We start from the raw sequence: 25,849 nt of genomic DNA on the forward strand, positions 1-25,849 counted from the left end.
GCAGGAAAACGATCCATTTTCACGCAAAAAAGCAAGCAGCCCTACGATTCGAGTGTCATGAAAAGGTTATTCAGCGATTCCGCATAGGTAGGGTGTGCAAATACCCCTCGCATGAGTTGTTCACAGGAAATATCGCCGATCATTGCCATCTGGAAAATGGTGACGACCTCGCCGCCCTGTTCGGCAAGCACAGCGGCACCGAGGATTCTGCCTGTTCGGGCATCGATCACCGCTTTCATCATACCCCGTTCGTCGCCGGTTTCGATCGAGCGGGCGACGCTGTCGTTTTTCAATACCGCCACTTTGATATCCATCCCTTTTTCCCGGGCCTCCTGCTCGGTAATGCCGACGCGCCCAAGCTGCGGATCTGTGAAAATGCAATAGGGAACGAGCCGGTTTCCGATCCCCGCTTCCTTTTTATCGATCAAGTTCCTGACGATCACGCGGTAGTCGTCGTACGACACGTGAGTGAATGCGGGGCCGCCTTTCACGTCGCCGAGCGCGTAGACGCCTTCCGCCGACGTTTCGAGCTGCGCATTTACCAGAATATGCCCTTTCTCATCCAATGCCACGCCTGCCATATCCAGCCCGAGGTCGCCCGTCTGGGGCCTCCGCCCCGCCGCCACGAGCACGTGGGTACACGAGCGGTGGCTCCTCAGGCTTCCGGTTTCAAGTGTGACCGTGATAATCCCCCCCGTTTTGCGAAAACCGGACTGCTCTGGTGTTGGTAAGTATTTCAATGTCTTCCTGCGCGAGGATTTTGGCGATTTCGTCGGCGATGTCCTGGTCCTCCCTCTTTAAAATCCTTTGGGAAGGCTCGATCAGCGTTACCTTGCTGCCGAAACGCGCGAACATCTGGCCGAACTCCAATGCTATGTAACCGCTTCCGAGCACAAGCAAATGTTCGGGGATTTCCGTGAGCTCCATGATCGTCGTGGACGTGAGGTAAGGAATGGTATGGATGCCTTCGATATCCGGAACAACCGGCTGCAAGCCGGTATTGATGAAGAATTTGTCGGCAGTCAAGGTCTCCCGACCGCCGTCGCTCAATGCGACTGTAATTTCCTTCCGGCCCGAGAAACGTGCTGTGCCGTAGATCAGGTCGAGCCCGGCGGTATCGCCGATGCGCTCTTCAGAATTCCCGCGCATGGTGTGTACAATGTGGTTTTTGCGGGCGATGATGCCTTCGAAATCAACGGAGACGTCGCCAGGGCGTACGCCGATGGTCTGGTTATATTTCGCCGACCACGCCGCCTTTGCCGAGGCGATCATGGCTTTGGTGGGAGAGCAGCCGTCATTTACGCATGTCCCGCCGACCCATCTTTTCTCGATCAATGCGGTTTTCAAGCCCGATTCGGCCAGTTTGCGGCTGAGAGGCGTTCCGGCCTGCCCCGCGCCGATTATAATAGCGTCATAGTATTTCATAAAGGAATGGATAAAACAGGCCCCGTACAAAAGCAGGTACGCCCCGGATTTTACGTATAGTGACAAAAAAGCGTGCCGTCGGGCACGCTCTCGTTCAAAGTAAACTGTATGAGTATGTAAAAAAGAGTTCGCGGGGGATCAGGCGAAATAGGCGAGGGAATTTTCCCTATCCACCTCGATTTGTTTTACGAGCATGTCCAGCCCGTTAAATTTCTGCTCCGGGCGAAGATAATGAAGTAATTCCAGTTTGAGATCTTCTCCGTAAATTTCTTTGTCGAAGTCGAATAGGTTCGCCTCGATCGTCCGCACCGTGCCGTCGACCGTCGGACGCACGCCGATGTTCAGCATGCCTTTGAATACCTGCTCCTGGTAAACGGCGTTGATCACGTACACCCCGTTCATCGGAATGAGTTTGTAGGGCTCGTGTACGTAAAGATTGGCCGTCGGGAAGCCGATGGTGCGGCCGAGTTGTTTCCCTTTTACCACAGTGCCGGACAACGCGTAGGGGCGGCCCAGCAGTTCGTTGGCCTCCTGTATGTGGCCAGTTATCAATGCTTTACGGATACGCGACGAGCTGATTGCCGTGTGCTCGATATCTTCTCTGGGAATTTCTTCCACTTCAAAGCCATATTCGGAGCAGTTTTTTTGCAAAAATTCGAAGCTGCCTTCCCGGTTCCGGCCAAAACGATGGTCATAACCGATTACCAGCTTTTTGGTGCCGATCTTTTCGACCAAAACCTGTTTGATAAATTCTTCCGAAGTCAGTTCCGAAAAAGAACGGGTGAAGGGAATAATTGCGAGATGCTGAATGCCCAGGCGCGAGAACATATCGATCTTCTCTTCGATCGTAGAAAGCAGTTGGAGGTCCTGGCTGTCCTCGGACACTACCGTGCGCGGATGCGGCCAGAAGGTCAGCACAACCGATTCGCCGCCCGATTGCTGGGTAATTTCTTTCAGACGGGCCAGTATTTTCTGATGTCCCAGATGCACCCCGTCGAAAGTGCCGCTGGTTACGACGCCATATTCCAGTTTTTGAAAGGAATCCAGGCTGTGATAAATGTTCATTCGTCAACTTCCAAATTCAAAGCTACTCGTTTCTGACGGATGAAAGCCGTTAGCTCCCATGCGTCTTTCAGTTCGAAATTACCGATCCTGGTCCTGCACAGCTTGCTCATATAAGCCCCGCTGCCCGCCAGTACGCCGAAATCCCGAACGATACTGCGAATATAAGTACCTTTTGAACAAATGATCCTAAAATCGATGGAAGGAAAGTGGCTCGCGTCGATTTCGAACAGTCGGATTTCAACCGCCCGTTTCTTTATTTCGGCCTCGCCGCCGCGTCGCGCAAGCTTGTACGCGCGCACGCCGTCGATCTTAATGGCCGAAAAGAGCGGTGGTACCTGCTCAATCGGGCCGGTTAGCCGCCTTCTGGCATTTTCGAGTGTTTCCGGCGTGATGTGGTCGATGGGAAACTCTGCATCGAAATCGGTTTCGAGATCGATGGACGGCGTCGTTTTACCCAGCACCAGTGTGCCGGTATATTCCTTTTCCTGAGCCTGAAAATGGTCGATTTGCTTGGTTTTTTTTCCGGTACAAAGGATCAGCAGGCCGGTAGCGAGCGGGTCCAGTGTACCGGCATGGCCTATTTTCCTGAATTTGCAAGCCCTTTTAAGCTTGTTGGCCACATCAAATGAAGTCCACGTCAATGGCTTGTCGATCAGGATGACCTCGCCTTCGTCGGGTATGTTTTCTTCTTGTCTCAAATCGGAAGGTAATTAAATGCCGGCGGCTGTTTTCAGACAACATCCAGCTGGTAGCCCGACGCCAGCAAACCTAGCAGGATCAGGCCGAGAATAATGCGGTAATAACCGAAAACTTTGAAGCCGTATTTCGTCAGGAAGCTGATGAAAAACCGGATCGCCAGCATGGCGACCACAAATGCCACCGCATTCCCGATAAGCAGGGTCTGAATGTCCTCTTTCTGAATGGTATCGTATGTTTTCAAAAGCTTGTAACCGCCCGCGGCCGCCATAGTGGGCACTGCTAGGAAGAATGAAAACTCGGCAGCCTGCTTTCTCGACAAGCCGTTCAGCATACCGCCGATGATCGTGGACGCCGAGCGCGAAACGCCCGGGATCATCGCGATGCATTGGAAAAAACCTATTTTCAAAGCAGTAGGAAACGTGATCACTTTCTCGCGGGTGTCGTTCGCAATGCGATCGATGAAAATCAGTACAAAACCACCCAAAAGCAGTGAAATGGCTACGACCCATACATTTTCCAGCAAGGCGTCGATAAAATCGTTCAGCAGGAAGCCGATCGCCGCCGCCGGGAGAAATGCCACGAAAAGTTTGAAATAGAAATCGGTAGTCTGGAAAAAGCGCTTCCAGTAAAGCACAAGCACGGAAAGTATAGCCCCGAACTGGATGTTGACCGTGAACATTTTGGTGAATTCCAGATGACTGATCCCCATGAACGAAGAGGCTATGATCATATGCCCGGTGGAAGAGATGGGCAAAAACTCGGTAATTCCTTCAACAATTGCTAAAATGATCGCCTGCCAGATGCTCATGAATTGGTGGGTTTACGGAGGATCGCCCAAAACTCGATGATAAAGCCCGCAACGGCAACAATGGGGCCAAGGGTGAGGCCGAGAAAGCCGAAACCGAACTCTTCGCTGTCGAAAGTCATGATCAGAAAGCCTGCGAGGATCACCGCGATACCGACCAGCATCATCACGTAGTTGGATGATGAGAATGGAAGCTCATTTTTTGAAGTACTCATAACGTTTATTTATCGGTTACTGTTCCTGAATAGCTGAAAGAGGGGAAAGAGGTGCGGACGGTCAGTACAGATCGTCGAGCGTCATGCGCAGATAGCGCGAGAGCGACTGATAGGTACTCGCAACGCCAATCGCGACACCCAGGCCGAGAACGCAGGCGATGAGGATTACGATTTTGTCGTATTCCTGCAACATCGCCAGGCCTTCCACATTGCGGATCGCCAGCTGTTGCAGGCCGATCAGCAGAATACCCGCCAGCACACCGCCGACAAGCCCCTGAATGGCCCCCCCGCAGCACGTAAGGCTTTTGAATGAAGCCATTGGTAGCACCTACGAGCTGCATACTGCGGATGAGGAAGCGCTGGGAGTAAATCGCCAGCTTGATGGTATTGTTAACCAGCAACACGATGATTACCAGCATGATCAACGCGAAACTGGCCAGCACGATGTAGATTTTCGTTACGTTGCGGTTGATATTGTCCGCCAGATCTTCCTGGTACACCACTTCGTAGACCCCCTTAATCTGTTCGAGGTCTTTTTTAATTTGCCGGAGCTTCGCTTCTTCGAAATAATCTTCCTGGATCTTTACGCGATAGCTGTCGCGCAGCGGATTTTCACCGAGGAAAGTAGCGAAATCTTCCTTGGTACCCTCGATGAATTCCTTGGCGGCTTCTTCTTTCGAAACAAATGTAATGGCCTTTGTTTCCGTGGATTTCAGCACGAAAGGCTTTACCTGAATAATATGGAGGATTGAATCCTGGCCCGCTTGGGAAACTTCCTTGTCGATGAACACCCGCACTTCGATGTTCTGGCGGATAATGGATACCAGTTTTTTGGATTGGATCACCAGGAGCCCGCAAAAACCGATCAGAAACAATGCTGCCGTCAGGCTCATCACGATCATCGCGTTGGGGTAACTCCCGATTTTCTTCTTTTTAGGCATAACAGCGTAGGATTTCGCTCGTCGTTGGTTCGGTTTACAGGAAAACGACTCGGGCAAAAATAAGGATTAAAATTTCAAAACAGCCTTTCGTGGGGCGATCCTTAACTATTTTTAACTATAACGGCGGTTTCAGTTCCGCCGCCCCATTTCGTCGCGGATCTTGGCGGCCTTTTCGTAATCCTCTTTCGAAAGGGCGTCGTCGAGCATTCGTTGCAGCTCGTCGTAGCTAAGATCGCGCAGCGAATCTTTTGAGCCCGCGGGGCGGATGGTTTCACGAACAGCGTCTTCATCTTCATCCTCTTCCTCGCTCATTGAGCTGGAAACGATACCGGCTTCCGACAAGATGGTTTCGTATGTATAAATAGGAATGTCGAAACGCAGACCGATCGCGATCGCATCCGAGGGGCGGGCGTCGATCTCCACTTCGCGGAGATTGTCCGTACAGACGATCTTGGCGTAGAAAATGCCTTCTTTGAGATCCGAAATGACGATTTCCTTCAATGTATAATTCATGCCGTCGGCGAACGACTTGAACAAGTCGTGCGTCATCGGGCGGTTGGGAACTATGTTTTCAATCTGGACGGCAATGGCCTGTGCTTCGAATACACCAATGATAATGGGCAGCCTGCGGTTGCCTAGTTCTTCTCCAAGCACCAATGCAAACGAACCGGCTTGGGATTGGCTTGGTGAAAGCCCCAGAATTTCTAACTTGATTTTTTTCACGTTTAAATTAAGATGCGCAAATGGTTAACAGTCGTGGTGAATATGTCTCAGGCTACGTAAGCCTTCCTGGGTTAAATTTAAATGCTAACGAATGTTGATTTTCAACGTTTTAACAAGTAAATTCTGCAAAGTGTTCCTGTTTTGAAAACGCCATTGGCGGATGAAAGGTGCAAAAATAAATAACCCTTGCTGCATAAAAAAATGCGGCAAGGGCTAAGATTGCGCGGGTCGGGCCCGGGGCATTTTCAAAAAAAGTTAAACGGTTGATTTATAGCTCCTTTTTTCAGGTGGTTTCCCGCAATTTATTTGAAAAAAGAGGCCTAGCGGTTCTATTTGAGGTTTTTTGCGGCTTCTGTAAGCCTGGGTAACACCTCGAAAACGTCCCCGACGATCCCGTAATCGGCCGCCTTGAAGAACGGCGCTTCGGGATCTTTGTTGATCACCACAATGCATTTGGAGCCGTTCACGCCCGCCAGGTGCTGGATTGCGCCTGAAATGCCGCAGGCGATATAAAGGTTCGGGGCTACCTTGATGCCCGTCTGGCCGATGTGCTCGTGATGGGGCCGCCAGTCAAGGTCCGAAACGGGTTTTGAGCAACCTGTTGCCGCGCCCAATGCTCTGGCAAGGTCGATCAGCGGCTGCCAGTGTTCGGGCCCTTTCATTCCCCGGCCGCCCGAAACGATGATTTCGGCTTCGGTCAGCGAAAGCTCCGAATCGGCTTTTTCAACACTCACGACGCCGGCGGTAAAATCGCTGTCCCGCAGCGTCGGCTGGAACGCTTCCACGGCGGCAACGGTATCCGTTGGCCCCGTCTCGTCGATTTCGACCGCATTCTTGCGGACCACCAGCACTTTGATATCCGATTTGATCTCCGTCGTTGCAAATGCCTTGCCGGTGAAAATCGCCCGTGTGACTTTAAATCCGCCATCTGTCTCCGGCAATGCGGTAACGCCGGAAACGATGCCCGCTTTCAGCTTTGCCGCAGCGCGCGCCGCCATAGCGTCGCCCAGGCCCGACTTGGAGAGGATAATAATTTTGCTGCCTTCCTGAGTAGCCGCCTGCGCGAGCGCATCCGCATATGCGAGGCTGTTTTCATGTTCCAGCCTGGCATCGGCGGCATGGAGTACTTTCGTTGCCCCATATCGTCCGGCCTTTTCCAGTTCGGCCGCTTCCGCGTTGCCGAGAGCGAGCACCACGGCTTTTCCGCCGGTTTTTTCGGCTACTTTCGCGCCGTAGGCCACCGCTTCCAGCGAAGTTTTTTTGATTGAACCATTATCGAGTTCTACATATATCAGGACTGACATAATTGTTTTCGTTTGAATTTGAAAAATAGGCTGGCTTACAGCACTTTCGCTTCGGTTTGCAGTAATTTGATGAGCGTCTCCGCCTCGCTGGCGGGGATCATCCTGCAGGCACCTTTGGGGGCGGGCAGCTTGTAGGTTTGCGGAACGGTCATGTCATCCACCGCAACCGGTTCCACCACATTCAACGGCTTCGTGCGTGCCGTCATGATGCCCCGCATATTGGGTATTTTCCATTCGGCAATCGGTTCCTGGCAGCCGAGCACGAGCGGTAGCGGCGCTTTCAGCACTTCTTTGCCGCCGTCGATCTCGCGGGTGAAAGTCGCGTTGTTGCCTTCGAGGTCGAGCTTCATTACGGGCGAATAGGAGGGTATGCCGAGCATTTCGCCTACGAGCCCGTGCACCACGCCGCTATTATAATCGATGGATTCGCGGCCCATCAGGATCAGGTCATAGCTGTTCTGGCGTGCAATGTGCGCAATTTGCACGGCCACGAAATAGGAGTCCTGCGGATCGGCGTTTACACGGATAGCGTCGTCGGCACCAATGGCGAGCGCTTTGCGGATCTGCGGTTCGGCGTCGGCTTCACCTACGTGCAACACGGTAAGACTGCCTCCGAGCTGCTCCTTCAACTCCACGCCCCGGGCGAGCGCATAGTCGTCGTAGGGGCCGATGATAAACTGTACACCAGTCTTGTTGAGTTTGGTGTCGTTGTCGGTGAAGCTTATCTTGGCTGTTGTATCGGGGACATTAGTTATACAAACGAGTATTTTCATGATGGTATGGTTACTTATCTTTACGTTTGATGAGAATAACTTTGCCCGGGCAAATTAAGAGAAAAGTAAACAGTATGCAAGCATAATAATATCGATGAACACCTCCCTACTCGCCAATTTAAAGGCGTTTTACGAAGAAGACCCGAACGATCCGTTCAACGCCTATGCGCTCGCGATCGAATATGCCAAGTCCGACCCGAAGGAAGCAGAGCATTATTTTAACCTGCTTCTGGAAAAACATCCGGATTATTTGCCCACATACTATCACGCTGGCGCATTTTTTGCTGCATTGGATAAAGTGGAAATAGCTGAGGAGATCTATAAGAAAGGTGTGGAGCTCGCGCTTGCACAAAAGAATGCGAAAACACACCGTGAGCTGCTCTCGGCCTACAATACATTCCTCGACGAGCTGGAAGACTGAGTTTTTCAGGGCCGTCAAGCCGCTGCATTCCCTCTGTACGTCAGGATTGATTTTTTTAACATATCTCCCGAATCTGTCGGGAGGAAATTAATGCATGGTCAATATGGAAAAGGAAGCATTCATCCCGCTGGTAGTGAAGTGGGCAAAGTCGCACGGGTTCAAGGATATCCAGGCAAATATGGAGGGTTATGAAACCCCGAAATCATACGAAAGGGCCGCAGATAACACCCGTTTTACGCCTGATGTGACTGGGGTAAATATGTTTAACCGCCATTATCTGGAAGTGTGCATTAAAACCGACCAGATGCGCGGGTATATCTCCAAGTGGAAACTGCTGAGCGAACTGGCAAACATGAAAGGTGCCAAACTGTACCTGATGGCCCCGCGCGGACACGTCCGCTTCGCCCGCGAGGCGGTAGATCAATATAACATCCCTGCAGAAGTGGTCAAGATCGACTGACGGCCAGGTATGGTCGTTTATAGTCGGGTGTAGTCAAGAGTTGTCAGGTATTGTCATTTGTAGTCAAGAGTTGTCAGTTGTAGTCATTTGTAGTCAAGAGTTGTCAGTTGTAGTCATTTGTAGTCAAGAGTTGTCAGTTGTAGTCAGCTATTGTCAAGTATAGTCAGGTATTGTCAAGTATAGTCAGGTAGCCATTTTATAGTCGGGCATATCAGGATCGGCCAGATAGCAACTCTTGTTCATGCCTGACCACAAATGACAATACCTGACCGCAATTGACAACGCCTGACCACAAATGACGACAAATGACAATACCTGAGACAAATGACTTACCCGACCACAAATGACAATTCCTGACAATAAATGACACTACCTGACCACAAACGACCACTACCTGACTACCCCTGACCCCACTTGACAGTTTACACCTGTGGATACTTCCATTCTCCACGGTAGTTACGGCTTAGCAGTTTGTTTGCTTCGTCGTCGTCCGGAATGAGCTCTTTCTCGCCGTCCCATACGATACTTCTTCCCAGTTTGTAGGAAAGCATCCCCAACAGCGCCACGTTTGTAGAGCGTTGCCCCACTTCAATCTCGCAGACCGGCGGTTTATTGGTTTTGATGGATTCCAGGAAATTGGCCCAAAGTTGCTGGATATTCTGGTCGTCGGGCTTGTTGAGCTGAGCGTCCTGATGGATTACCGGTTTGTTCGGATTGGTGGGGTAGAAAGTCCAGCCGTCGAGCCAGCCCATGTGGAACGTGCCTTCGGTTCCGTAGAAATATACGCCCACCGCCTGATTCGGATGGGTTTTTTCGGCGTTGTTGGCCGCGAAGTTACGGTGCTCCCATTCCAGCGTAAACCCGTCGAAATCATAAACGGCCACCTGGTGGTCGGGCGCATCGGTATTGTCCTGGCGGATTGCCCGTCCGCCGGTGGAATAGATTTTCTTCGGATATTTTTGTTCCGACCACCACAGTACCTGGTCGAGCCAGTGAATACCCCAGTCGCCCAAAGTGCCGTTGGCGAAATTGAGGTAATTCCGGAAACCCTTCGGGTGAATGGTCTTATTATAAGGCACCAGCGAGGCGGGGCCGCAGTAGAAATCCCAATCGAGCCCTTGCGGCGGCTCCGCGTCCGGCGTTTTCTGGCCCGGACCGCCACCGTAATGCACAAATGCCCGCGCCATCCCGATTTTACCGGCCTTGCCCGATTTCAGGAATTCCATACCCGAAACGTTATGCGGGGACACGCGCCTGTGCGTACCTACCTGCACGATGCGGCCGTGCTTGCGCGTGGCGTTCACCATCGCGCGGCCTTCTTTAATGGTGTGCGAAATCGGTTTTTCTACGTAAACATGCGCGCCCGATTCGATCGCCGCAATACAGCATAGCGCATGCCAGTGGTCGGGCGTTGCGACGATCACGATTTCCGGCTTTTCTTTGGCCAGCATTTCGCGGTAATCTTTATAAAGTTTCGGCTTGTCGGGGGTAAGTTTGGCGAAAACTTCGGAGCATGTTTTCAACTGGTTCTGGTCCACGTCGCACAATGCGACCAGCTTCGATTCGCCCGCCTGGATGGCGCAGCGGAGGATATTCGTGCCCCACCAGCCCGCACCGATGAGCGCCGTGCGGTATGGCGACGCGCGTCTCAACGCCGTAAGCAATGGCAGGGAGGAAAACGCGGCCCCCGCAAGCGCCGACTTTTCGATAAATGTTCTGCGATCCATAAATGTATGTTTCGGTTTTTGTAGAGATTACTTGCCTTTCAGTTTGTCGATCAGCCAGTTGTTCATTGCGTCGCGTTCGTCGGAATAGGTCCAGTGGCCGGTATCGAGGTACAATTTCAATTCTTTGGGGGCGGTGGTCACATTATAGGCCGCGTACATCGAAGTTGGAGGGCAGGTTTCGTCATTGAAGCCCCACATATAAAGCCCCGGCGCCTTCACACGCCGCGCGAAGTTGACGACATCGTAATAGGAAACCGTATTCAGTTTCTCCCTGGTATTGTTTGTTTTGACGCCGTTTTTATCGAAATAATGCGGCCATCCACCTGCGCGGCCGTGCAGGTAACCCGTCACGTCGCTCAATGCCGGATAGAATGCGCCGAGCCACTTCACGCGCGGGTCGAGGCCTGCGGTGATGATCGACAGTGCGCCGCCCTGGCTTCCGCCTGTCACAGCCAGGTTTTTACCGTCATATTGCGGCAGGCTGGTCAGGAAATCGTTCGCACGCACGCAGCCGAGGTATACGCGTTTGTAATAAAACTTATCCTTATCGTCCAGATTATAGGAGGGATAGCCGTTCAATACGCCTTGCGCCATATCGATGTAAACGGATGGGTCCATGGTCACCGGAATGCCATGGATACCGATTTCAAGCGTGATAATGTCCTTATCGGCAGTGACTACATCGCCATAGTAGCCGCGTACACCGGCACCGGGCACACGCAGGAGCGCGGGATATTTCCCTTCTTTTTTAGGAATGCTTAAAATACCGTATACACGTACGCCCGGACGGTTGTTTTGCAGGCTGAGGTGATACACATTCGTTTTCTCGGTGCAGCGTTCGGGCAAAAGGGTCATTTTGGCATCCATCGGTACGGCGGCGAGCTCTTTTTTCGCGTTGTCCCAGAATGCATCGAAATCGTCCGGGTTGGTAACGGTCGGTTGTATTTTAAACGGATCGAAACCAGCGGTAGCCAACCCGCGGAACTCCACGCCGTCGACGGTCGCCCAGGCAATGCAGCGCAGAAAGCCCGGTGTTTTGAGTGTTCCCCCGTCGACAATCAATGTACTGTTGGCAGCGGTTTTAGTTTCTTTGATAGTCGGATCCAGCTTTTCCAGGCCGATTTCATAGCGTACCTGCGCGTTTTTAACAGGGTTACCGTTGCGTAGCACGCTGATCATAAATTGTACTTTTTCCCCGGGCTTGTAAGTCCAGTCGTCGCGGTCGGTCGTGACGATCACCTCGACGGGCCTGCGCGCGGGCTGCGCATGAAGGGAAAGAATGGTTATCCAAAGAAAGATTTGACTTAATAAAAATCGATTTTTCATAGACCGGCAATTTGTTCTATTTTGTGATCGGATATAATTAACATGGAGGGAAAAGGGCATAAATGCCCGAATCTCTATATGCAACCCCATTTTTTTTGTGAATTGAATTAATTTGCCGTTTGCGAAACAATAGCGCATTCGAAAAAGAAGATTAGCATTGGAACCAGTAAGGATCAACAAGTTTATCAGCGAAACCGGCTTTTGTTCGAGAAGGGAGGCCGACAAGCTCGTAGAGCAGGGCCGCGTGACGCTCAATGGCCGGGAGGCCGTTCTGGGCGATAAAGCTGCGGAAGGCGACGACGTGCGTGTCGATGGAAAGTCTCTGAAGGCTAAAAAACCTGCGGTCTATATCGCATTCAACAAGCCGGTGGGCATTACCTGTACAACGGAACGGCATGTCAAGGGCAATATCATCGATTACATCCGTCACAAGGAGCGCATTTTTCCCATCGGCCGGCTCGACAAACCTTCTGAGGGACTGATATTCCTGACGAGTGACGGGGATATCGTGAACAAGATTCTCCGCGCCGGGAATAATCACGAAAAGGAATACGTGGTGACTGTCAATAAGCCCGTTACTCCCGATTTTATACAAAAAATGTCGGCTGGCGTGCCTATTTTAGGAGTTGTGACCCGGAAATGCTTCGTGAGAAAGGAAAGCAGTTTCGTTTTTACGATCATTCTGACCCAGGGCCTTAACCGCCAGATCCGCCGGATGTGTGAATACCTGGGGTACAGTGTGACCAGACTGAAACGCGTCCGGATCATGAATGTGACGTTAAAGGATCTGCCGACGGGCCAATGGCGCGACCTGACCGCCGACGAAATGCAGGAAATCAATGAGGCCGTGTCGCGGTCGACCAAGACTGAGGAGGCTTCCTATCCGGATGAATGGGAGGAGTAGGGGTAAGAAGGGAGGAGCAGGAGGAAGGAAGAAGTGTTTAATCGGTGGGATTTAATTATGGCCAGATTTTTGCTTTTGTTTTTGTTGCTTGGCCAGCGTTTGTTTGCGCAGGCGCCCGACACGGTTTTGCTTGAAAAACTGCTGCGAAGCCGGCTGGAATTATTTGGCAATATCCTTAACCATCCGCAGAAAAACGAGGTCCAGGTGCTTTATACGCAGATTGACCGAGATCGGAACAATGTGCCGCATTTCAAAAGTTACAGCTATAACCTCGATGACCTGCATTACTTTTTCCCCGCGAGCACTGTGAAGCTGCCCACGGTGATTTTTGCATTGGAAAAGCTGAATGAGCTGAAAATTACCGGTTTGAGCCGTAACAGCACTATGATCACGGGGGCCGATTTCGCTAAACAGACGCCGGTCGAAAAGGACAGCTCCGCCGCCAATGGCATGCCTTCATTGGAACATTATATTAAAAAAATATTACTCGTAAGCGATAACGATGCCTATAACCGGCTTTACGAATGGATCGGCCGGGCGGAGATCAACGAGAGATTGCATAGGCATGGACTGACGACCAGCCGCATTCTCAATCGTTACGCGGTAAAGGACACCGACGAAACGTCGAGACATACCAACCCGGTGAGTTTTTATGACGGTGCGAGGCTGATTTACAGCCAGCCCGGGAGGTTCGATCCGAAAGACTATCCGTTGAACCTGACCAGCACAACTATGGGCAGAGCCTACATGGACAGTTCCGACCGGCTCGTGAACAAACCGTTCGATATGTCCAACAAGAATGCATTCAGCCTTACCGACCAGCAACAGGTATTGAAAAAGCTGCTTTTTCCGGAAGTGTTTCCCGAGCGTGAACGCTTTCATTTAACAGCGGAAGATTACCGGCTCATTTACACTTACATGAGCAAATTACCTTCCGAAAGTGATTTTCCGCGTTACGATCCCGTCGAATATTGGCCACTCTACGCGAAGTTTCTCTTTTACGGAGCAGACAAAGACGCCAGGCCTGACAGGAATATCAGGATTTTCAACAAGTATGGGGACTCGTACGGGTTCATTGTCGACAATGCCTATATCGTCGATTTTGAGAACAGGATAGAGTTTATGCTCAGTGCGGTCGTGCAGTCGAACGAGGATGGGGTTTTCAATGACAATCGCTACGAATACAAGGAAGTGTGTAACCCGTTTATGAAAAACCTCGGTCGACTGATTTATCAATATGAATTGGGCAGAAAAAGAGAATTCCGGCCCGATCTGTCCAGGTTCCGCATTGAATACTAAATCCTTTTTCACGAACTACCATGAATTTTAAAACCCTTGCGCTATCGCTATGCATCGTCGCGAATGCGGCCTGTGCCCAGAAACTGCCCGTTCGGGATGCCGGCCCCGATCAGCAAACCAGCGTCGACTGGTTGATCCACCCGGTGAAAGAGCAGGCGGATATTTACCAGTCCGAAGACGGGAAAGACATTATATTATACAACGGGTTGCTCAAACGTGTGATCCGCATTACGCCCGACGCCGCTTGTACGAGCTTTAAGAACCTATCGAATGGTCAGGAGCTGATCCGTGCCGTCAAGCCCGAGGCACGACTGGTCCTGAACGGGCGCAGTTATCCGGTGGGTGGTTTGAATGGACAAAAGGAACACGGCTATCTGTTGCCCGAGTGGGTCGAGGGATTTACGGCGTCCGACAGTGCCTTTCATTACAAAGGTTATGAGGTAAATGACTTGCAGCCATACCTGCGGTGGCAAACTACCATGTGGACGGGCAACAAGCGGCAGCCCGCCGGCAAGACGATCACCATGCGTTATCAATCCTCATTGCCGGATTTACAAGGGTTGGAGGTGCAGGTGCATTACGCGATTTACGACGGTATTCCCCTGATCAGCAAATGGGTTACGCTGAAAAATGGTACGGAGAGGGCAGTGCGGGTAGATCAGATTGTAAACGAGGTACTCGGCGTGGTGGAGGAGGAAAGTGCCGTGGAAGGGAAGCCCGAAAAAATGGCCGTTCCCAACGGGATTTACATTGAAAACAATTTCGCCTTCAATAACGCCATGCGGTATCCGCTGAGCGATCAGGCCACGCATTGGAAAGCCGATCCGGCCTATACTTCGCAGGTGCATTATCCTTACCGGACGCCTTGCCTGCTGGAAGTGCATCCTGCCCGCGAGATGGGTATATCGCTTAAAAGCGGAGAAACCCTCGAATCTGTTCGTACGTATGAATTGTTGCAGGATAGCTACGACCGGGAGCGGAAAGGGTTGGCCATTAGAAAAATGTACCGGACCATCGCACCATGGACTACCAGCAACCCCATTTTCATGCATTTGGTGAGTAAAAACGACGGGGAAGTCCGCACGGCTATCGACCAATGCGCGGCTACGGGTTATGAGGCGTTGATACTGTCGTTCGGAAGTCATTGCAATATGGAAGATACCGCCGCCGCCAACCTACAAAAATGGAAGCTCATGGCCGACTACGCGCATAGCAAGAATGTAAAAATCGGCAGCTATTCTCTTTTTAGTTCCCGGCGTATCAGCGACGAGGACGATGTAATCGACCCTCGGACCGGCAAGCCCGGCGGTGCGTTCTTCGGCGGCCACGCGCCCTGCATGGGCAGTAAATGGGGATTGGCCTATCTGGAAAAGCTGAAAAAATTCATTTCCCGTACCGGATTCGATATTTTCGAGAACGACGGCCCTTATCCGGGCGACGTTTGTGGCTCGACAACCCACCCGGGCCACGAAGGGCTGCATGATTCGCAATGGCGGCAAATGGAGTTGCAGAAGAGCCTCTACCGGTGGTGCAACGAACACGGCGTGTATGTGAATGCACCCGACTGGTATTTTCTGGATGGTACAAATAAAATCGCTTTAGGCTATCGGGAAGTTAATTTCTCCCTGTCGCGCGATCAGCAGAAAATCCTGAACCGGCAAAATATTTACGACGCTATGTGGGCCGAGATTCCCTCGATGGTGTGGGGCTTCGTACCGCTTACAAAATACCACGGGGGCGAAGACGACGCGATCCTCGAACCGCTTTCGGAACACCTCGATGCCTACGAGCAACTCATGGTGCAATATTACGGTGCCGGGATTCAGGCTTGCTACCGCGGCCCGCGTTTGTACGACACCGACAAAACGCGCGAGACAGTCGTGAAAGTGATCGGCTGGTATAAGAAATACAGGGATATTCTCAATTCGGACGTCGTTCATTTGCGCCGGGCGGACGGCCGGGACTGGGACGGGATTATGCATGTGAACCCCGCTTTGAAGGAAAAGGGTTTTGTAATGCTTTACAATCCTTTAAACGAACCTATCGTCCGGAAGATCGAATTGCCCGTTTACTACACCGGACAGCATCAGACGATCCGGGTCCGCGAGAAGGAGGGGGCAATCAAACAACTTCCGGTGGACCGCCGGTACAATGTCGGGCTGGATGTAAAAATCCCCGCCAGGGGGTACACCTGGTTTGTGTTGGAATAAGATTCAAAGTTTGATGTCGTGCATACCGGCCCATGCCGCGATATCCTGCTTGCTGAACGCGGCGGCCATCAGGTCGGGGAACTTATCGGGAGTGCAGGCGAACACGGATATGCCCAGACTCGCCAGGAAATCCGCATTCTGATGGTCGTAAGACGGTGCGCCTTCGTCGTTCAATGCAAGCAGCGTGATTACCTGAACGCCGCTGTCGACCAATTGGGCGACTTTCTTACGCATTTCGGCCTCGTTCCCTCCTTCATAAAGATCGCTGATCAGCACGAGCACGGTATCGAGGGGGCGGGTGACAAGCTGCTGGCAATAGGAAAGGGCACGGTGAATATCGGTGCCGCCGCCGAGTTGTACACCGAAGAGCAAATCCACCGGATCCTGCAATTCTTCTGTGAGATCGGCCACGGAGGTGTCGAAAACGACCATTTTCGTTTGTACAGCCGGTATAGACGCCATTACCGATCCGAAAATTCCCGAGTAAATGACCGATGTGCCCATCGAACCACTCTGGTCGAGGCAAAGTACAACGTCTTTCAATGCCTTGCGTTTACGGCCATAGCCCACTTTAATTTCGGGGATAATGGTCTTGTAGCCGGGCTGATAGTGTTTGAGGTTTTTGCGGATCGTTTCATTCCAGTTGATCTCATTGTGCCTCGGCCGGATGTTCCTCGCCGCGCGGTTAAGACTGCCCGTAATAGCCTGGCGGGTCGGGCCGGCGAGTTTCTGCATAAGCTGATCCACCACATTGGCTACCACCCGCCGGGCGGTAGCTTTTGTCTTTTCCGGAATCAGTTTGCCCAATGTCATCAGGTTAGCCACCAGCTGAACGTCGGGAACAATGGTTTCCAGCATTTCAGGCTCGGTAAGCATGGATGTCAGCTTCAATCGTTTCAGGGCATCCTGCTGCATTACTTTCACCACCGAGGCAGGAAAGTACTCACGGATATCGCCCAGCCAGCGCGACACATTGGGCGAAGAAGCCCCGAGGCCACCTTTGCGTTCGGTATTGTAAAGCGCATCAAGCGTGCGGTCTATACCGGTTTCCTGCTTGTTGAGCGTATATTCGAGTTCATCCTGCACCTCCTTGCCCAGTATGAGTCGCCATCTTTGGGCTGCGTTATTTTCCATAGTCAAAGTCCCATCAGTATTTCGAGCTGCGGCAGTACCCGCTTTGCTCTTTCTTTATCTATTTCCCGGATTTGAACGGTTCCCGCTCCCGGGCGTTCCTGTTTGGCGCGACCGGCTATCTTTCGTTTTTCCGCATCGGTGAAATTTGCAAATGTCCTTCGCAACAAAGGCACCACCTGCAAAAACACGTCTTCATGCAAAGTTGTCACCCATTTGTTTACAACATTCCAGATGGTGTCGTCCAGGATGAGTACCATGGCGGCGTCTTTCAGGAAACCTTCCAGCCAGCTGGCCGACGACGACGGTTCGTTATTGACCGACAATGCCTTGGCAAATGCATTATAAGTGGCCTCCATGTCCAGCAACCGGGCGTCATATAATGCTTTGCAGCAAAAGCCCCGGATCAATGGCGCGCTGCGGTCGGAATGGAAAATGGCTCGCAATGCCTCGGTCCACGCGTCTTTCAGTTCCCCGGATTCCAGTATTGTTACCGCCTGGTTTACCTCGCGGATTTTGTCGGTTATCGCCACAGCCTGATCGTCGTCTATACCTGTGCAGCCCGGTGGCAATCCAACCACGATCCGATAGAATACCGTACGCATGATGAGGCCGATCGTATCCCGGTCGGTATTGCGGACATTGCCGTAGCGGCTCACCTGCGCCAGCGGCACGAATGCATCCATGAGCATGGGAATGTCGGACGTGCCGGCGGCCAGTTCGTCCATCCGGCGCATGGTAACCGCCAATGCGGCTGGCAGGTCGGCCGGAATAGCGCTTTGTACCAACGGCGTGATCTCGTCGAGCCGGTTGCATGCGGCTGCGCGGTTTTCGAGGTATTTTCCGGCGGCTTCTTCCACCGTGTTGCCCCAGGGAGCTTTTTCCAGGAGATTAATGGTTAGTTCGGGATACCATCGCAATGTCCATTCTTCCTTGAAGGTTCCCTTGCCGGTCACGGTTTCGATGGTTCCCCAGCGGATGTCCAGCAATTGCAGCCGGTGCAGGAGAATGCTTTTTTGCAAATCGTTTTCTTCCCGCAAATCCAGTTTGAGCGTCTTTTCCTCGCTGGCGACCTTCATCCGGTACTTGCGGATCAACTGGTCGAGATCGCGCTGCAAGGGAACCTGCGGGGTGCCTTCTGGTACCTGCCCGAAAACTTTGCCCACGATCAGTTCACGGCGGATCAATCTCATGAGCGTGTCGTCGCCCATGCACATCACAGCCACGGTTGCTTCGTTGAGCTCTTTCAGTCCGGGCCTCGTTAATCCACGCAAGCCGGCAAGGGCGTGTGCCAGCCGCGCAGCCTCGATAATGTGCGCAGAAGAAATGTCCACGTTGTTTTCCCGGAACACCCGCGCCGTGTTCGAGAGCCAGCGTGTGCCCTGGTCGTGCGGATACTCCCAGTTATGACGGTACCATCCCGGCGATTCCACGCCCGCACCATAACCGCTTTCGAACGACATCCGGTCGTTCGTCCAGGGTATCCAGGTAGTTTCCACCTTCGTTTTGGGCAGGCCTTTCAACAGTGCGTCGTCTTCTTTTGCTTTCGGCATTTCGCGCAATGCCGGCACATGCCATGCCCCGCAAACGACGACAATGTTTGCAAACTGTTCTTTTTGTGCGATACGGATCGATTTCCGCATGAACGCTTCGCGGAGGTCCTCGTTTTTATCTTCGCGGAGCGGCCGGTTTTCCCGTAGCGCGGTCATGGCTTCGGCCACTGCTTGGAATACTTCCCCCGGCTGGTGCGCGATCTCGAACTGGTGTTCCCACCATTCTTCTTCGTCGTCGAAACCGGCGATCCGGGCAAAATGCGCCAGCGGATGCCGGTGCGCACCTTCCTGGTTCCCTTGTTCGGCAGAGGGTTTGCGGTGGGCTGAGGGCTGATTTTCCAATGCGAAGCTGTGGGCCATCGGCATGTCGATGAACCGGACGGGGATGTTGTTTTCCAGTCCGTACCGGAGGGCGTTCCATTCCGGGCTGTGGATAGTGAACGGATAAAAAGTCGCCTGGTGAGGGTTGTCGGGTACGTACGCGAGCAGGGCCACAGGCGGTCGCATATCCGCATGCGCGGCCCACGACAACATCGCCTCGCCTTCGGGCGGACCTTCGACCAGGATAATATCGGGCTGGATGAAGGCAAGCGCGGCAAGCACGTGGCGTGACGAGCCCGGACCGTGATGGCGGATGCCTAGTAAATGAACGGACATTGGTTTCCAGAATTTTTAAAAAAACAGCGGGTGTCAGATCACATCGCGGCAGGCGCGGTACAGGTCTTTCCAGCCGTCGCGTTGTTTCAGCACGGTCTCCATATATTCCTGGAAAACGATTTTGTCCTGCACCGGATCCTTGATCACCGCGCCAACGAGCCCGCTGGCGAGGTCGTCAGCTGTCAGGCTCGCATCGCCGAAATGATAGGCGAGGGAGAGTCCGCTATTCATCACCGAAATCGCTTCGGCGGTGCTCAACGTTCCCGACGGAATTTTGAGTTTGGTTTTGCCATCGTTGGAAACGCCGTTGCGTAACTCCCTGAAAATCGTCACAATGCGATTGATCTCTTCAAGTATTGGTTTGTTCGTGGGTAAATCGATGCCCTTGCTGAAACTCGCTACGCGCTGTTGTACGATCTCGACTTCCTCTTCCATGGTAGCCGGTACGGGCAGTATTACGGTATTAAAGCGCCGCTTCAACGCGCTCGACAGGTCGTTCACACCCTTGTCGCGGTTATTGGCAGTAGCAATCACATTGAATCCCCTTATCGCCTCGACTTTCATATTCAGCTCCGGAATCGGCAGCATTTTCTCCGAAAGGATGGTGATCAGGCTGTCCTGTACGTCGGAACCGATACGGGTAAGTTCTTCGATGCGGACTATTTTGCCTTCCCTCATGGCCCTCATCACCGGCGTTTCCACAACCGCTTCCGGCACCGGGCCGGCCGAAAGCAGTTGCGCGTAGTTCCAGCCATAGCGGACCGCTTCCTCACTGGTTCCCGCTGTTCCCTGTACGACGAGCCCGGAGTCGCCCGAGATTGCCGCGCTGATGTGTTCCGAAACCCATGATTTCGCGGTTCCCGGCAGGCCGTACAGCAGCAGGGCGCGGTCGGTGGTAAGCGTGGCGACCGCAATTTCCATGAGCCTGCGGTTTCCGATATATTTCGCGCTCACTTTGAAGCCGTTATCGAGCCGTCCGCCCATAAGGTAGGTAACCACCGCATGCGGCGACAGCTTCCAGTTTTCAGGGCGCGGATGCTTGTCCTGCTTGCCGATTTCTTCTATTTCCAATGCAAACTGCTCTTCCGCGGCCTGCCTTAAAACGTGCTGTGACATTAGTCTATCTGTTGAATGAGTTCTTTAATACGCATCATTTCAGATGCTTGTGTTTTAAAATACCTCGTCTGATAATCCTGCCTCGGATCGTTGATAACAGCTTGGAGCTTCGCAAATGCGGCGACGGGCAGGTGCAATGCAAGCCGGTGGTAAACGGCCTGCGTAACATTATAAGGAAAGCGGATGAGGTAATCGATGATGTCCCCGGCCAGTTTCAAAGGAAGCGGCGTATAGTTGTCGTCGAAGAGGTAGGTAAGCAGGCCGGTCAGGTTGTTGTTCAAAAAGCGGCCATAAAATGCCTGACGCTCGCTTTCTTCCAATGCGTCGAGAAGGCGGATATCCGTGGCCTCTTCCCGGTGCAGCAAGGCGAAACACCAGGCTTTGTTCCGGAAACGTACGGCTGCGCGCACCAGGAACGGCATCAGCGTACCGGCTGCTTTCTGGCCCAGCAGGAATGTGATCAATTGCTGCTCCGTCGTCCCTAACGCATTGGCCAGCACTACGGGATCGACCCAGGCCATCAGCTGGGCTGCGTGATAGACATAGTCTTCCACGCCTTTTTCCCTGCTCACTCTCTCTATGCCGGTCTTAAAAAGCCCGTCGTCAAGAGGCATGTCTCCACGGATTGTCAGCACCTTCTTTTTGGTTATTAATAAATGCTTTTCCTCGCGGACTTCGAGCACCCGGGTCAGCGCTTCCAGATAAGCGTGGTTTAACGCCGAACCGGGAATTTGTTTAAGAAGATCGAATGCGGTTTCCTTTACTTTCTGGCTCTTGTCCGAAGTTAATTTCTGTAAAAAGGGTTCGTCTCTGAGCGATAGCCCTTCCGATAGCAATTGTACGAATATCAGGCGGTTTCCGGCATTTTCTTCTGCCAGCGTATTTTCAAGAAGCGCGATGGCGCCCTCGGGATCTGTTTTCCGCAAGCTGGTCAAATAGGTTTTTCTTTCTTCCAAAGTTCCTGTTTCCCAGATGTTTTCGTCTCCTTTGGCTGTTGCCGGCGTAGTGCTCCATTTTGGATTGAGACGGCAAAGCCACTGCCCGGCCTGCCCGCAGGCATCCAATAGTTGTAACCGATCCTTTCCCGAATTCAATGCCTTGTTCAATACCATCGGCACCAGCCAGGATTGCAAAACCTTTCCCGATTTTACCAGTCTGAAAAGGTAGTAGCGAAACAGCACTTCGTTTCGGTCTTTCAATGAGGCATGGATCAGGCCGGTGATTTTGTCGCCGGCGGGTTGCCGGGTTTCGGGCGGGCATCCGGGAAGCGTATGGTCGATCTTTGATGGCTTTGCGCCAGCTTCCTCGTACAACAGGGCGGTGAAGGCTGTTTTGAGGAAACGGTCTTCCCGGTCACTGCCCAACGCCCCGATCCTGGCTATTATCGGTAAGTCATCTTGTTGGTTTTCAGGTGTAAACCGGCCGGTTCCGAGTAACGCGGCTTTCATAATTTCCGGCTGCATCATTTCACAAATAACCCTTTAAATCGCGTCCATACATAATGCAACCCGAATGTTTCATTTTCATAAACCCCAAAAACCGAAAATGGTTGGCCCGTACTGAATGCCAGGACCGTCCAGCGCTCATCTTCGTCATTGGAAACCGGCGCCGCATTCCCTTCGGGATCGACGAGAAACCAATGCTCATCCTTCACGATCAGCTTTGCATCATTTAAAATGAAAGGAACTTGTTCCGTAAAGACATTCGCGGCCAATGTTTCGGTGATTCTTGTGTAAATGTCCGGCAGATAGCTTGTTGTATTTATATTGATGCCCTTGGGTGGCAAAGTCTGCTGCTGCCTTATCAGCGCCCGCACCGGATTGGCTCCCGGATAGAATGCCAGTTCGGCCTGTAAATGCATGCCGGGAAAGAGCATATGCTGCGGCACCTGGTTGCCGGCGTAGAAATTCAGCAGCAATGCGAAGCGCGCAGAGTTGCGGCCAAAAAGCCAGATCCGTTCGGTGGTCAGGTTGCCTTCCTCGGTGCTCGTGACCGAAAGTACGATCCAATGATCGGCAATGGCCGCTCCTTCCAGTACCTCCTCGCGGGAGGTGGTCCAGCCGACGAGCGTTCGTAATTCATGGGCGAGCTCCGGAGGCAGCTGGTCACGACGGAGGTAACCTTCCGTGAGCATGTATAAGCCGGACAGACGTTTCAATAATGGTTTTTGCCAGCCATCGGTGAAGAAGTTGAGCAGGTTAACCTGCCGCAACTGTGCCGCGAGTCCACCCGCTTGCGCATCGATCATCCGTGCGGTAATGTTGGCATTGAACTGATATGCCTGTTGCGGAACGTGCATCAGCCCGTTGCGGATTACGTCGCGCAGCCACGCCCGCAGCTCCGCGATCCCGCTGTCGACTTTCCTTTCACGTGCTTCCACGCGTTTGACCCTCGCAGCGTCGTCGGGCTGTCTGTCCGATTTCTGTTCCCTGGCAGCGTCCCTGACTTCCCGTTTACCGAGCCATTCCGCCACGTGTTCCGGCAATGCGGCTTCGTCATGGAAAGCGCCCGGGTCCTGTGCGTAAAGTAAAAGCAGGCCCAATCCGTGCTTGCAGGGGAACTTCCGGCTGGGACAGGTGCATTTGAATGCAAGGTTGGTCAGGTCTACAATGGTTTTATACGGTGTTTTGCCGCTGCCCTGGCAGTCACCCCAAAGCGCTTTGCGATTGGCATAAACGACGACCCACTTCGAACGGGTAGCCAACTGCTGGCCGGCTCTGGCGGAGGCTTCGTCGGGGGCGAGTTGCAGGATCTGTTCCCGGTTGTACAGCATTCAGTGGATTCAAAAAATCAGAAATGCTAAAATAAGGATTACAGTTCACAAAATCGCCGTGCGATTTGTCACTGTCGCGGAAATAAGTCGAGGAGACCCAAACGGATGAACGATCGGCGAATAGGCTAAAAAACGCTATATTAGGCTTTCCTAAATCCAATCTTTTCGATGAATAAAGTTGCCTCATCCCCGCTTCGCCTGGATTCGATCGACCTTTTCCGGGCGGTAACCATGTTTCTGATGATTTTCGTGAACGATCTCTGGACGCTCGAAGGTGTGCCGGGGTGGTTGGAACACAGCAAAGCAGCCGAGGATGCTATGGGGCTTTCGGACGTCGTATTTCCCGGGTTCCTGTTTATTGTCGGGCTCTCCATTCCTTTCGCGATTTCCAACCGCAGGAAAAAAGGAGATAGTAATGCGTTAATCATCAGGCATATCGGAGAGAGGACATTTGCATTGCTGCTGATGGGCATATTCATCGTGAATTACGAAAATATCGCAGGCGGTGCAATGGTCGTCAGTAAGTACGTGTGGGAGATCGGGATGGTAGTCGCTTTTTTCCTGATCTGGAATGTATACCCGTCCAATCCCGAAAGAAAATGGGTTTATGCGGCTTTGAAAGTCTTTGGTTATCTGTCGCTTGCCGGTCTGGCGATCATTTACAAAGGGGGCGATGCCGAAAACCCTGCCTGGATGGGAACGCATTGGTATGGCATTCTCGGGCTTATCGGCTGGTCGTACCTGTTGAGCGCGCTTGCGTATGTCGTTACCGGTGACCGCCTTGCGTGGGTCGTCGGCGGCTGGCTTTTTTTCGTGCTTTTCAACCTCGCCGACTTTGCCGGTACACTCGATTTTCTGGATCCGGTGAAAAAATATGTGTGGATTGTGGGAAGCGGCTCGATGCCGGCCTTCGTGATGGGCGGGGTAGTGGCGTCGGTAATTTACAGGAACAACGCCAGCCGCAACGCCATCGGGGCCGCGTACCTGGTTGTGCTCGTCGTTTTAGGCTCGATATGCCTGGCGTATGGCTTCGGTACCCGGCCTTTTTGGGGAATATCAAAAATAAGGGCGACACCGGCATGGGTGGGCATTTGCACCGGTATCAGCTTTATTACGTTTGCTTTTCTGTTCTGGCTGATCGATTTGAAAAAGATAAAGAACTGGGCGGATGTCATCAAACCTGCGGGAACCGCCACTCTCACTTGTTATCTCATCCCTTATATATGGTATGCGGTGATTACCCTGGCGGGGATAAGCCTGCCGATGGCCCTTCGCACGGGCGCGGTCGGGTTGGTAAAATCGGCCTGTTTTTCGATGCTGGTAATTTTGCTGACGGGCGCCGTCAATCGGATTGGAATAAAACTTAAGATTTGAAAGGATAGGTGGTAAATCCGCGGCTCTTCGTCTTTTATTGAAACAGCAATAGATATCAAATCAATCAGAATGAATTCCAGGAGAACATTTGTCAAGAAGGGCATCGCCGGTCTGATGGCAGGCAGCATTGTTTCATTTCCAGAAAAAAGCATTGCAGGCCCGGTGCGGCAAAAAAAGGAAGACACCTTCAAACTGGGTATCGCCGGTTACAGTTTTTATCATTTCAAACTCGAAGAGGCTCTTGAGATGATGAAGAGGACAGATGTTCATTACCTGTGTATCAAAGATTTTCACTTGCCTTACAACAGCACTGCCGAGCAAATCTCCACATTTCATCAGAAACTGAAAGACGCCGGGGTGACGGGATATGCCGTGGGACCGATTTATACGAAAACCCATCAGGATATCGATAATGCATTCGATTACGCGAAGCGCGTGGGCGTCGACCTGATTGTCGGTATCCCTAACCACGAGGACCTGAAATATGTGGAGCAAAAGGTGAAGGAGTACAATATCCGCTATGCAATCCATAACCATGGTCCGGAGGATAAGCTTTACCCCAACGCCGCTTCGGTTTACAACCATGTGAAAGACCTTGATCCGCGCGTAGGTCTTTGTTTCGACATGGGGCACAACAAACGCGACAACCAGGATTCTGTCGCCGACCTCGGTAAATACAGCAAGCGTATTTTCGACATACACCTTAAAAATGTGACTGCGGCGACAAAGGACGGTAAAACCTGTGAATTGGGCCGCGGAATTATCGATATTCCTGCATTTGTGAAAATGTTGCGAAAAATCAAATATGCGGGATCATGCAGCCTTGAATATGAGAAGGATATGAAGGACCCGCTGGCGGGCATCGCCGAGTCGGTGGGATATTTCCGGGGAGTTTGCGAGGCGAGTTAATATGGAAAAAACGTATAAAGTGCCGTAAAACCCTATTTT

At 52.3% G+C, this 25,849-nt stretch carries 23 protein-coding genes and 1 pseudogene; 7 read left to right on the forward strand and 17 right to left on the reverse strand.

Annotation, left to right across the window (positions count from 1 at the left end):
- Positions 1-41 precede the first annotated feature (41 nt).
- The 10 genes and pseudogenes from ABV298_RS28395 to ABV298_RS28440 all read right to left on the reverse strand — a co-directional run bounded on the left by ABV298_RS28395 (position 42) and on the right by ABV298_RS28440 (position 7,950).
- Entirely contained in the window at positions 42-740 is a 699-nt protein-coding gene (locus ABV298_RS28395) for an FAD-dependent oxidoreductase (protein ID WP_353719509.1), read from the reverse strand.
- Positions 670-1,425, reverse strand: coding sequence for an FAD-dependent oxidoreductase (locus ABV298_RS28400; protein WP_353719510.1), 756 nt, complete (start codon positions 1,423-1,425; stop codon positions 670-672). The genes ABV298_RS28395 and ABV298_RS28400 overlap by 71 nt, the downstream gene beginning before the upstream one ends.
- A gap of 138 nt (positions 1,426-1,563) precedes the next feature.
- Entirely contained in the window at positions 1,564-2,490 is a 927-nt protein-coding gene (locus tag ABV298_RS28405) for a bifunctional riboflavin kinase/FAD synthetase (RefSeq protein WP_353719511.1), read from the reverse strand.
- Positions 2,487-3,188, reverse strand: coding sequence for a tRNA pseudouridine(55) synthase TruB (gene truB / locus ABV298_RS28410; protein ID WP_353719512.1), 702 nt, complete (start codon positions 3,186-3,188; stop codon positions 2,487-2,489). The genes ABV298_RS28405 and truB overlap by 4 nt, the downstream gene beginning before the upstream one ends.
- A gap of 32 nt (positions 3,189-3,220) precedes the next feature.
- Positions 3,221-3,997, reverse strand: coding sequence for an undecaprenyl-diphosphate phosphatase (locus ABV298_RS28415; protein WP_353719513.1), 777 nt, complete (start codon positions 3,995-3,997; stop codon positions 3,221-3,223).
- Positions 3,994-4,209, reverse strand: coding sequence for a DUF3098 domain-containing protein (locus tag ABV298_RS28420; RefSeq protein WP_353719514.1), 216 nt, complete (start codon positions 4,207-4,209; stop codon positions 3,994-3,996). The genes ABV298_RS28415 and ABV298_RS28420 overlap by 4 nt, the downstream gene beginning before the upstream one ends.
- A 61-nt stretch (positions 4,210-4,270) precedes the next feature.
- Positions 4,271-5,150 (reverse strand): annotated as a pseudogene (locus ABV298_RS28425) (ABC transporter permease).
- 129 nt (positions 5,151-5,279) lie between these two features.
- Positions 5,280-5,873, reverse strand: coding sequence for a bifunctional nuclease family protein (locus ABV298_RS28430; RefSeq protein WP_353719515.1), 594 nt, complete (start codon positions 5,871-5,873; stop codon positions 5,280-5,282).
- A gap of 329 nt (positions 5,874-6,202) precedes the next feature.
- Positions 6,203-7,177, reverse strand: coding sequence for an electron transfer flavoprotein subunit alpha/FixB family protein (locus ABV298_RS28435; RefSeq protein ID WP_353719516.1), 975 nt, complete (start codon positions 7,175-7,177; stop codon positions 6,203-6,205).
- Between the two features lie 35 nt (positions 7,178-7,212).
- On the reverse strand, positions 7,213-7,950 hold the full coding sequence (locus tag ABV298_RS28440; protein ID WP_353719517.1) for an electron transfer flavoprotein subunit beta/FixA family protein: 738 nt from the start codon (positions 7,948-7,950) through the stop codon (positions 7,213-7,215).
- A 94-nt stretch (positions 7,951-8,044) separates the two neighbouring features.
- Here ABV298_RS28440 and ABV298_RS28445 point away from each other — a divergent pair, with 94 nt between their 5' ends.
- Both ABV298_RS28445 and ABV298_RS28450 read left to right on the forward strand, forming a co-directional pair.
- Positions 8,045-8,371 (forward strand): tetratricopeptide repeat protein, encoded by a 327-nt coding sequence (locus ABV298_RS28445; protein ID WP_353719518.1) that lies wholly within the window; start codon positions 8,045-8,047, stop codon positions 8,369-8,371.
- Between the two features lie 103 nt (positions 8,372-8,474).
- Entirely contained in the window at positions 8,475-8,831 is a 357-nt protein-coding gene (locus tag ABV298_RS28450) for a hypothetical protein (RefSeq protein WP_353719519.1), read from the forward strand.
- A gap of 422 nt (positions 8,832-9,253) precedes the next feature.
- Here ABV298_RS28450 and ABV298_RS28455 read toward each other — a convergent pair whose 3' ends face one another.
- On the reverse strand, positions 9,254-10,558 hold the full coding sequence (locus ABV298_RS28455) for a Gfo/Idh/MocA family oxidoreductase (protein WP_353719520.1): 1,305 nt from the start codon (positions 10,556-10,558) through the stop codon (positions 9,254-9,256).
- A gap of 27 nt (positions 10,559-10,585) precedes the next feature.
- Positions 10,586-11,884: an acetylxylan esterase gene (locus ABV298_RS28460; protein WP_353719521.1), complete on the reverse strand. Its 1,299-nt coding sequence runs from the start codon at positions 11,882-11,884 to the stop codon at positions 10,586-10,588.
- A 157-nt stretch (positions 11,885-12,041) separates the two neighbouring features.
- On the opposite strand from ABV298_RS28460, the gene rluF reads away from it, so the two are divergent.
- From rluF to ABV298_RS28475, 3 genes are read left to right on the forward strand one after another with little or no spacing between them, the layout of a single operon-like run.
- Entirely contained in the window at positions 12,042-12,788 is a 747-nt protein-coding gene (rluF, locus tag ABV298_RS28465; RefSeq protein ID WP_353719522.1) for a 23S rRNA pseudouridine(2604) synthase RluF, read from the forward strand.
- A 57-nt stretch (positions 12,789-12,845) separates the two neighbouring features.
- Positions 12,846-14,087, forward strand: coding sequence for a serine hydrolase (locus ABV298_RS28470; protein ID WP_353719523.1), 1,242 nt, complete (start codon positions 12,846-12,848; stop codon positions 14,085-14,087).
- A gap of 20 nt (positions 14,088-14,107) precedes the next feature.
- Complete coding sequence (locus ABV298_RS28475) at positions 14,108-16,297, forward strand: alpha-galactosidase (RefSeq protein WP_353719524.1); 2,190 nt, start codon at positions 14,108-14,110, stop codon at positions 16,295-16,297.
- 3 nt (positions 16,298-16,300) lie between these two features.
- Here ABV298_RS28475 and ABV298_RS28480 read toward each other — a convergent pair whose 3' ends face one another.
- From ABV298_RS28480 to ABV298_RS28500, 5 genes are read right to left on the reverse strand one after another with little or no spacing between them, the layout of a single operon-like run.
- Entirely contained in the window at positions 16,301-17,431 is a 1,131-nt protein-coding gene (locus ABV298_RS28480; RefSeq protein WP_353719525.1) for a VWA domain-containing protein, read from the reverse strand.
- Between the two features lie 2 nt (positions 17,432-17,433).
- Positions 17,434-19,638, reverse strand: a complete 2,205-nt coding sequence (locus ABV298_RS28485) for a DUF5682 family protein (protein ID WP_353719526.1) — start codon at positions 19,636-19,638, stop codon at positions 17,434-17,436.
- A gap of 33 nt (positions 19,639-19,671) precedes the next feature.
- A complete protein-coding gene (locus tag ABV298_RS28490) occupies positions 19,672-20,754 on the reverse strand; it encodes an AAA family ATPase (protein WP_353719527.1) in 1,083 nt (360 codons plus the stop codon).
- Positions 20,754-22,202 (reverse strand): DUF5691 domain-containing protein, encoded by a 1,449-nt coding sequence (locus ABV298_RS28495; RefSeq protein ID WP_353719528.1) that lies wholly within the window; start codon positions 22,200-22,202, stop codon positions 20,754-20,756. The genes ABV298_RS28490 and ABV298_RS28495 overlap by 1 nt, the downstream gene beginning before the upstream one ends.
- 14 nt (positions 22,203-22,216) lie before the next feature.
- The gene (locus ABV298_RS28500; RefSeq protein ID WP_353719529.1) at positions 22,217-23,527 is read right to left on the reverse strand and encodes an SWIM zinc finger family protein; all 1,311 of its coding nucleotides are present in this window, start codon (positions 23,525-23,527) and stop codon (positions 22,217-22,219) included.
- A gap of 168 nt (positions 23,528-23,695) precedes the next feature.
- On the opposite strand from ABV298_RS28500, the gene ABV298_RS28505 reads away from it, so the two are divergent.
- Both ABV298_RS28505 and ABV298_RS28510 read left to right on the forward strand, forming a co-directional pair.
- The gene (locus ABV298_RS28505; RefSeq protein ID WP_353719530.1) at positions 23,696-24,901 is read left to right on the forward strand and encodes a DUF5009 domain-containing protein; all 1,206 of its coding nucleotides are present in this window, start codon (positions 23,696-23,698) and stop codon (positions 24,899-24,901) included.
- Between the two features lie 69 nt (positions 24,902-24,970).
- Positions 24,971-25,810 carry a sugar phosphate isomerase/epimerase gene (locus ABV298_RS28510; RefSeq protein ID WP_353719531.1) on the forward strand — a complete coding sequence of 280 codons (840 nt, stop codon included), beginning with the start codon at positions 24,971-24,973 and terminating at the stop codon, positions 25,808-25,810.
- Positions 25,811-25,849 lie beyond the last annotated feature (39 nt).

It is taken from the genome of Dyadobacter sp. 676 (assembly GCF_040448675.1).
Classification (GTDB): Bacteria; Bacteroidota; Bacteroidia; order Cytophagales; family Spirosomataceae; genus Dyadobacter.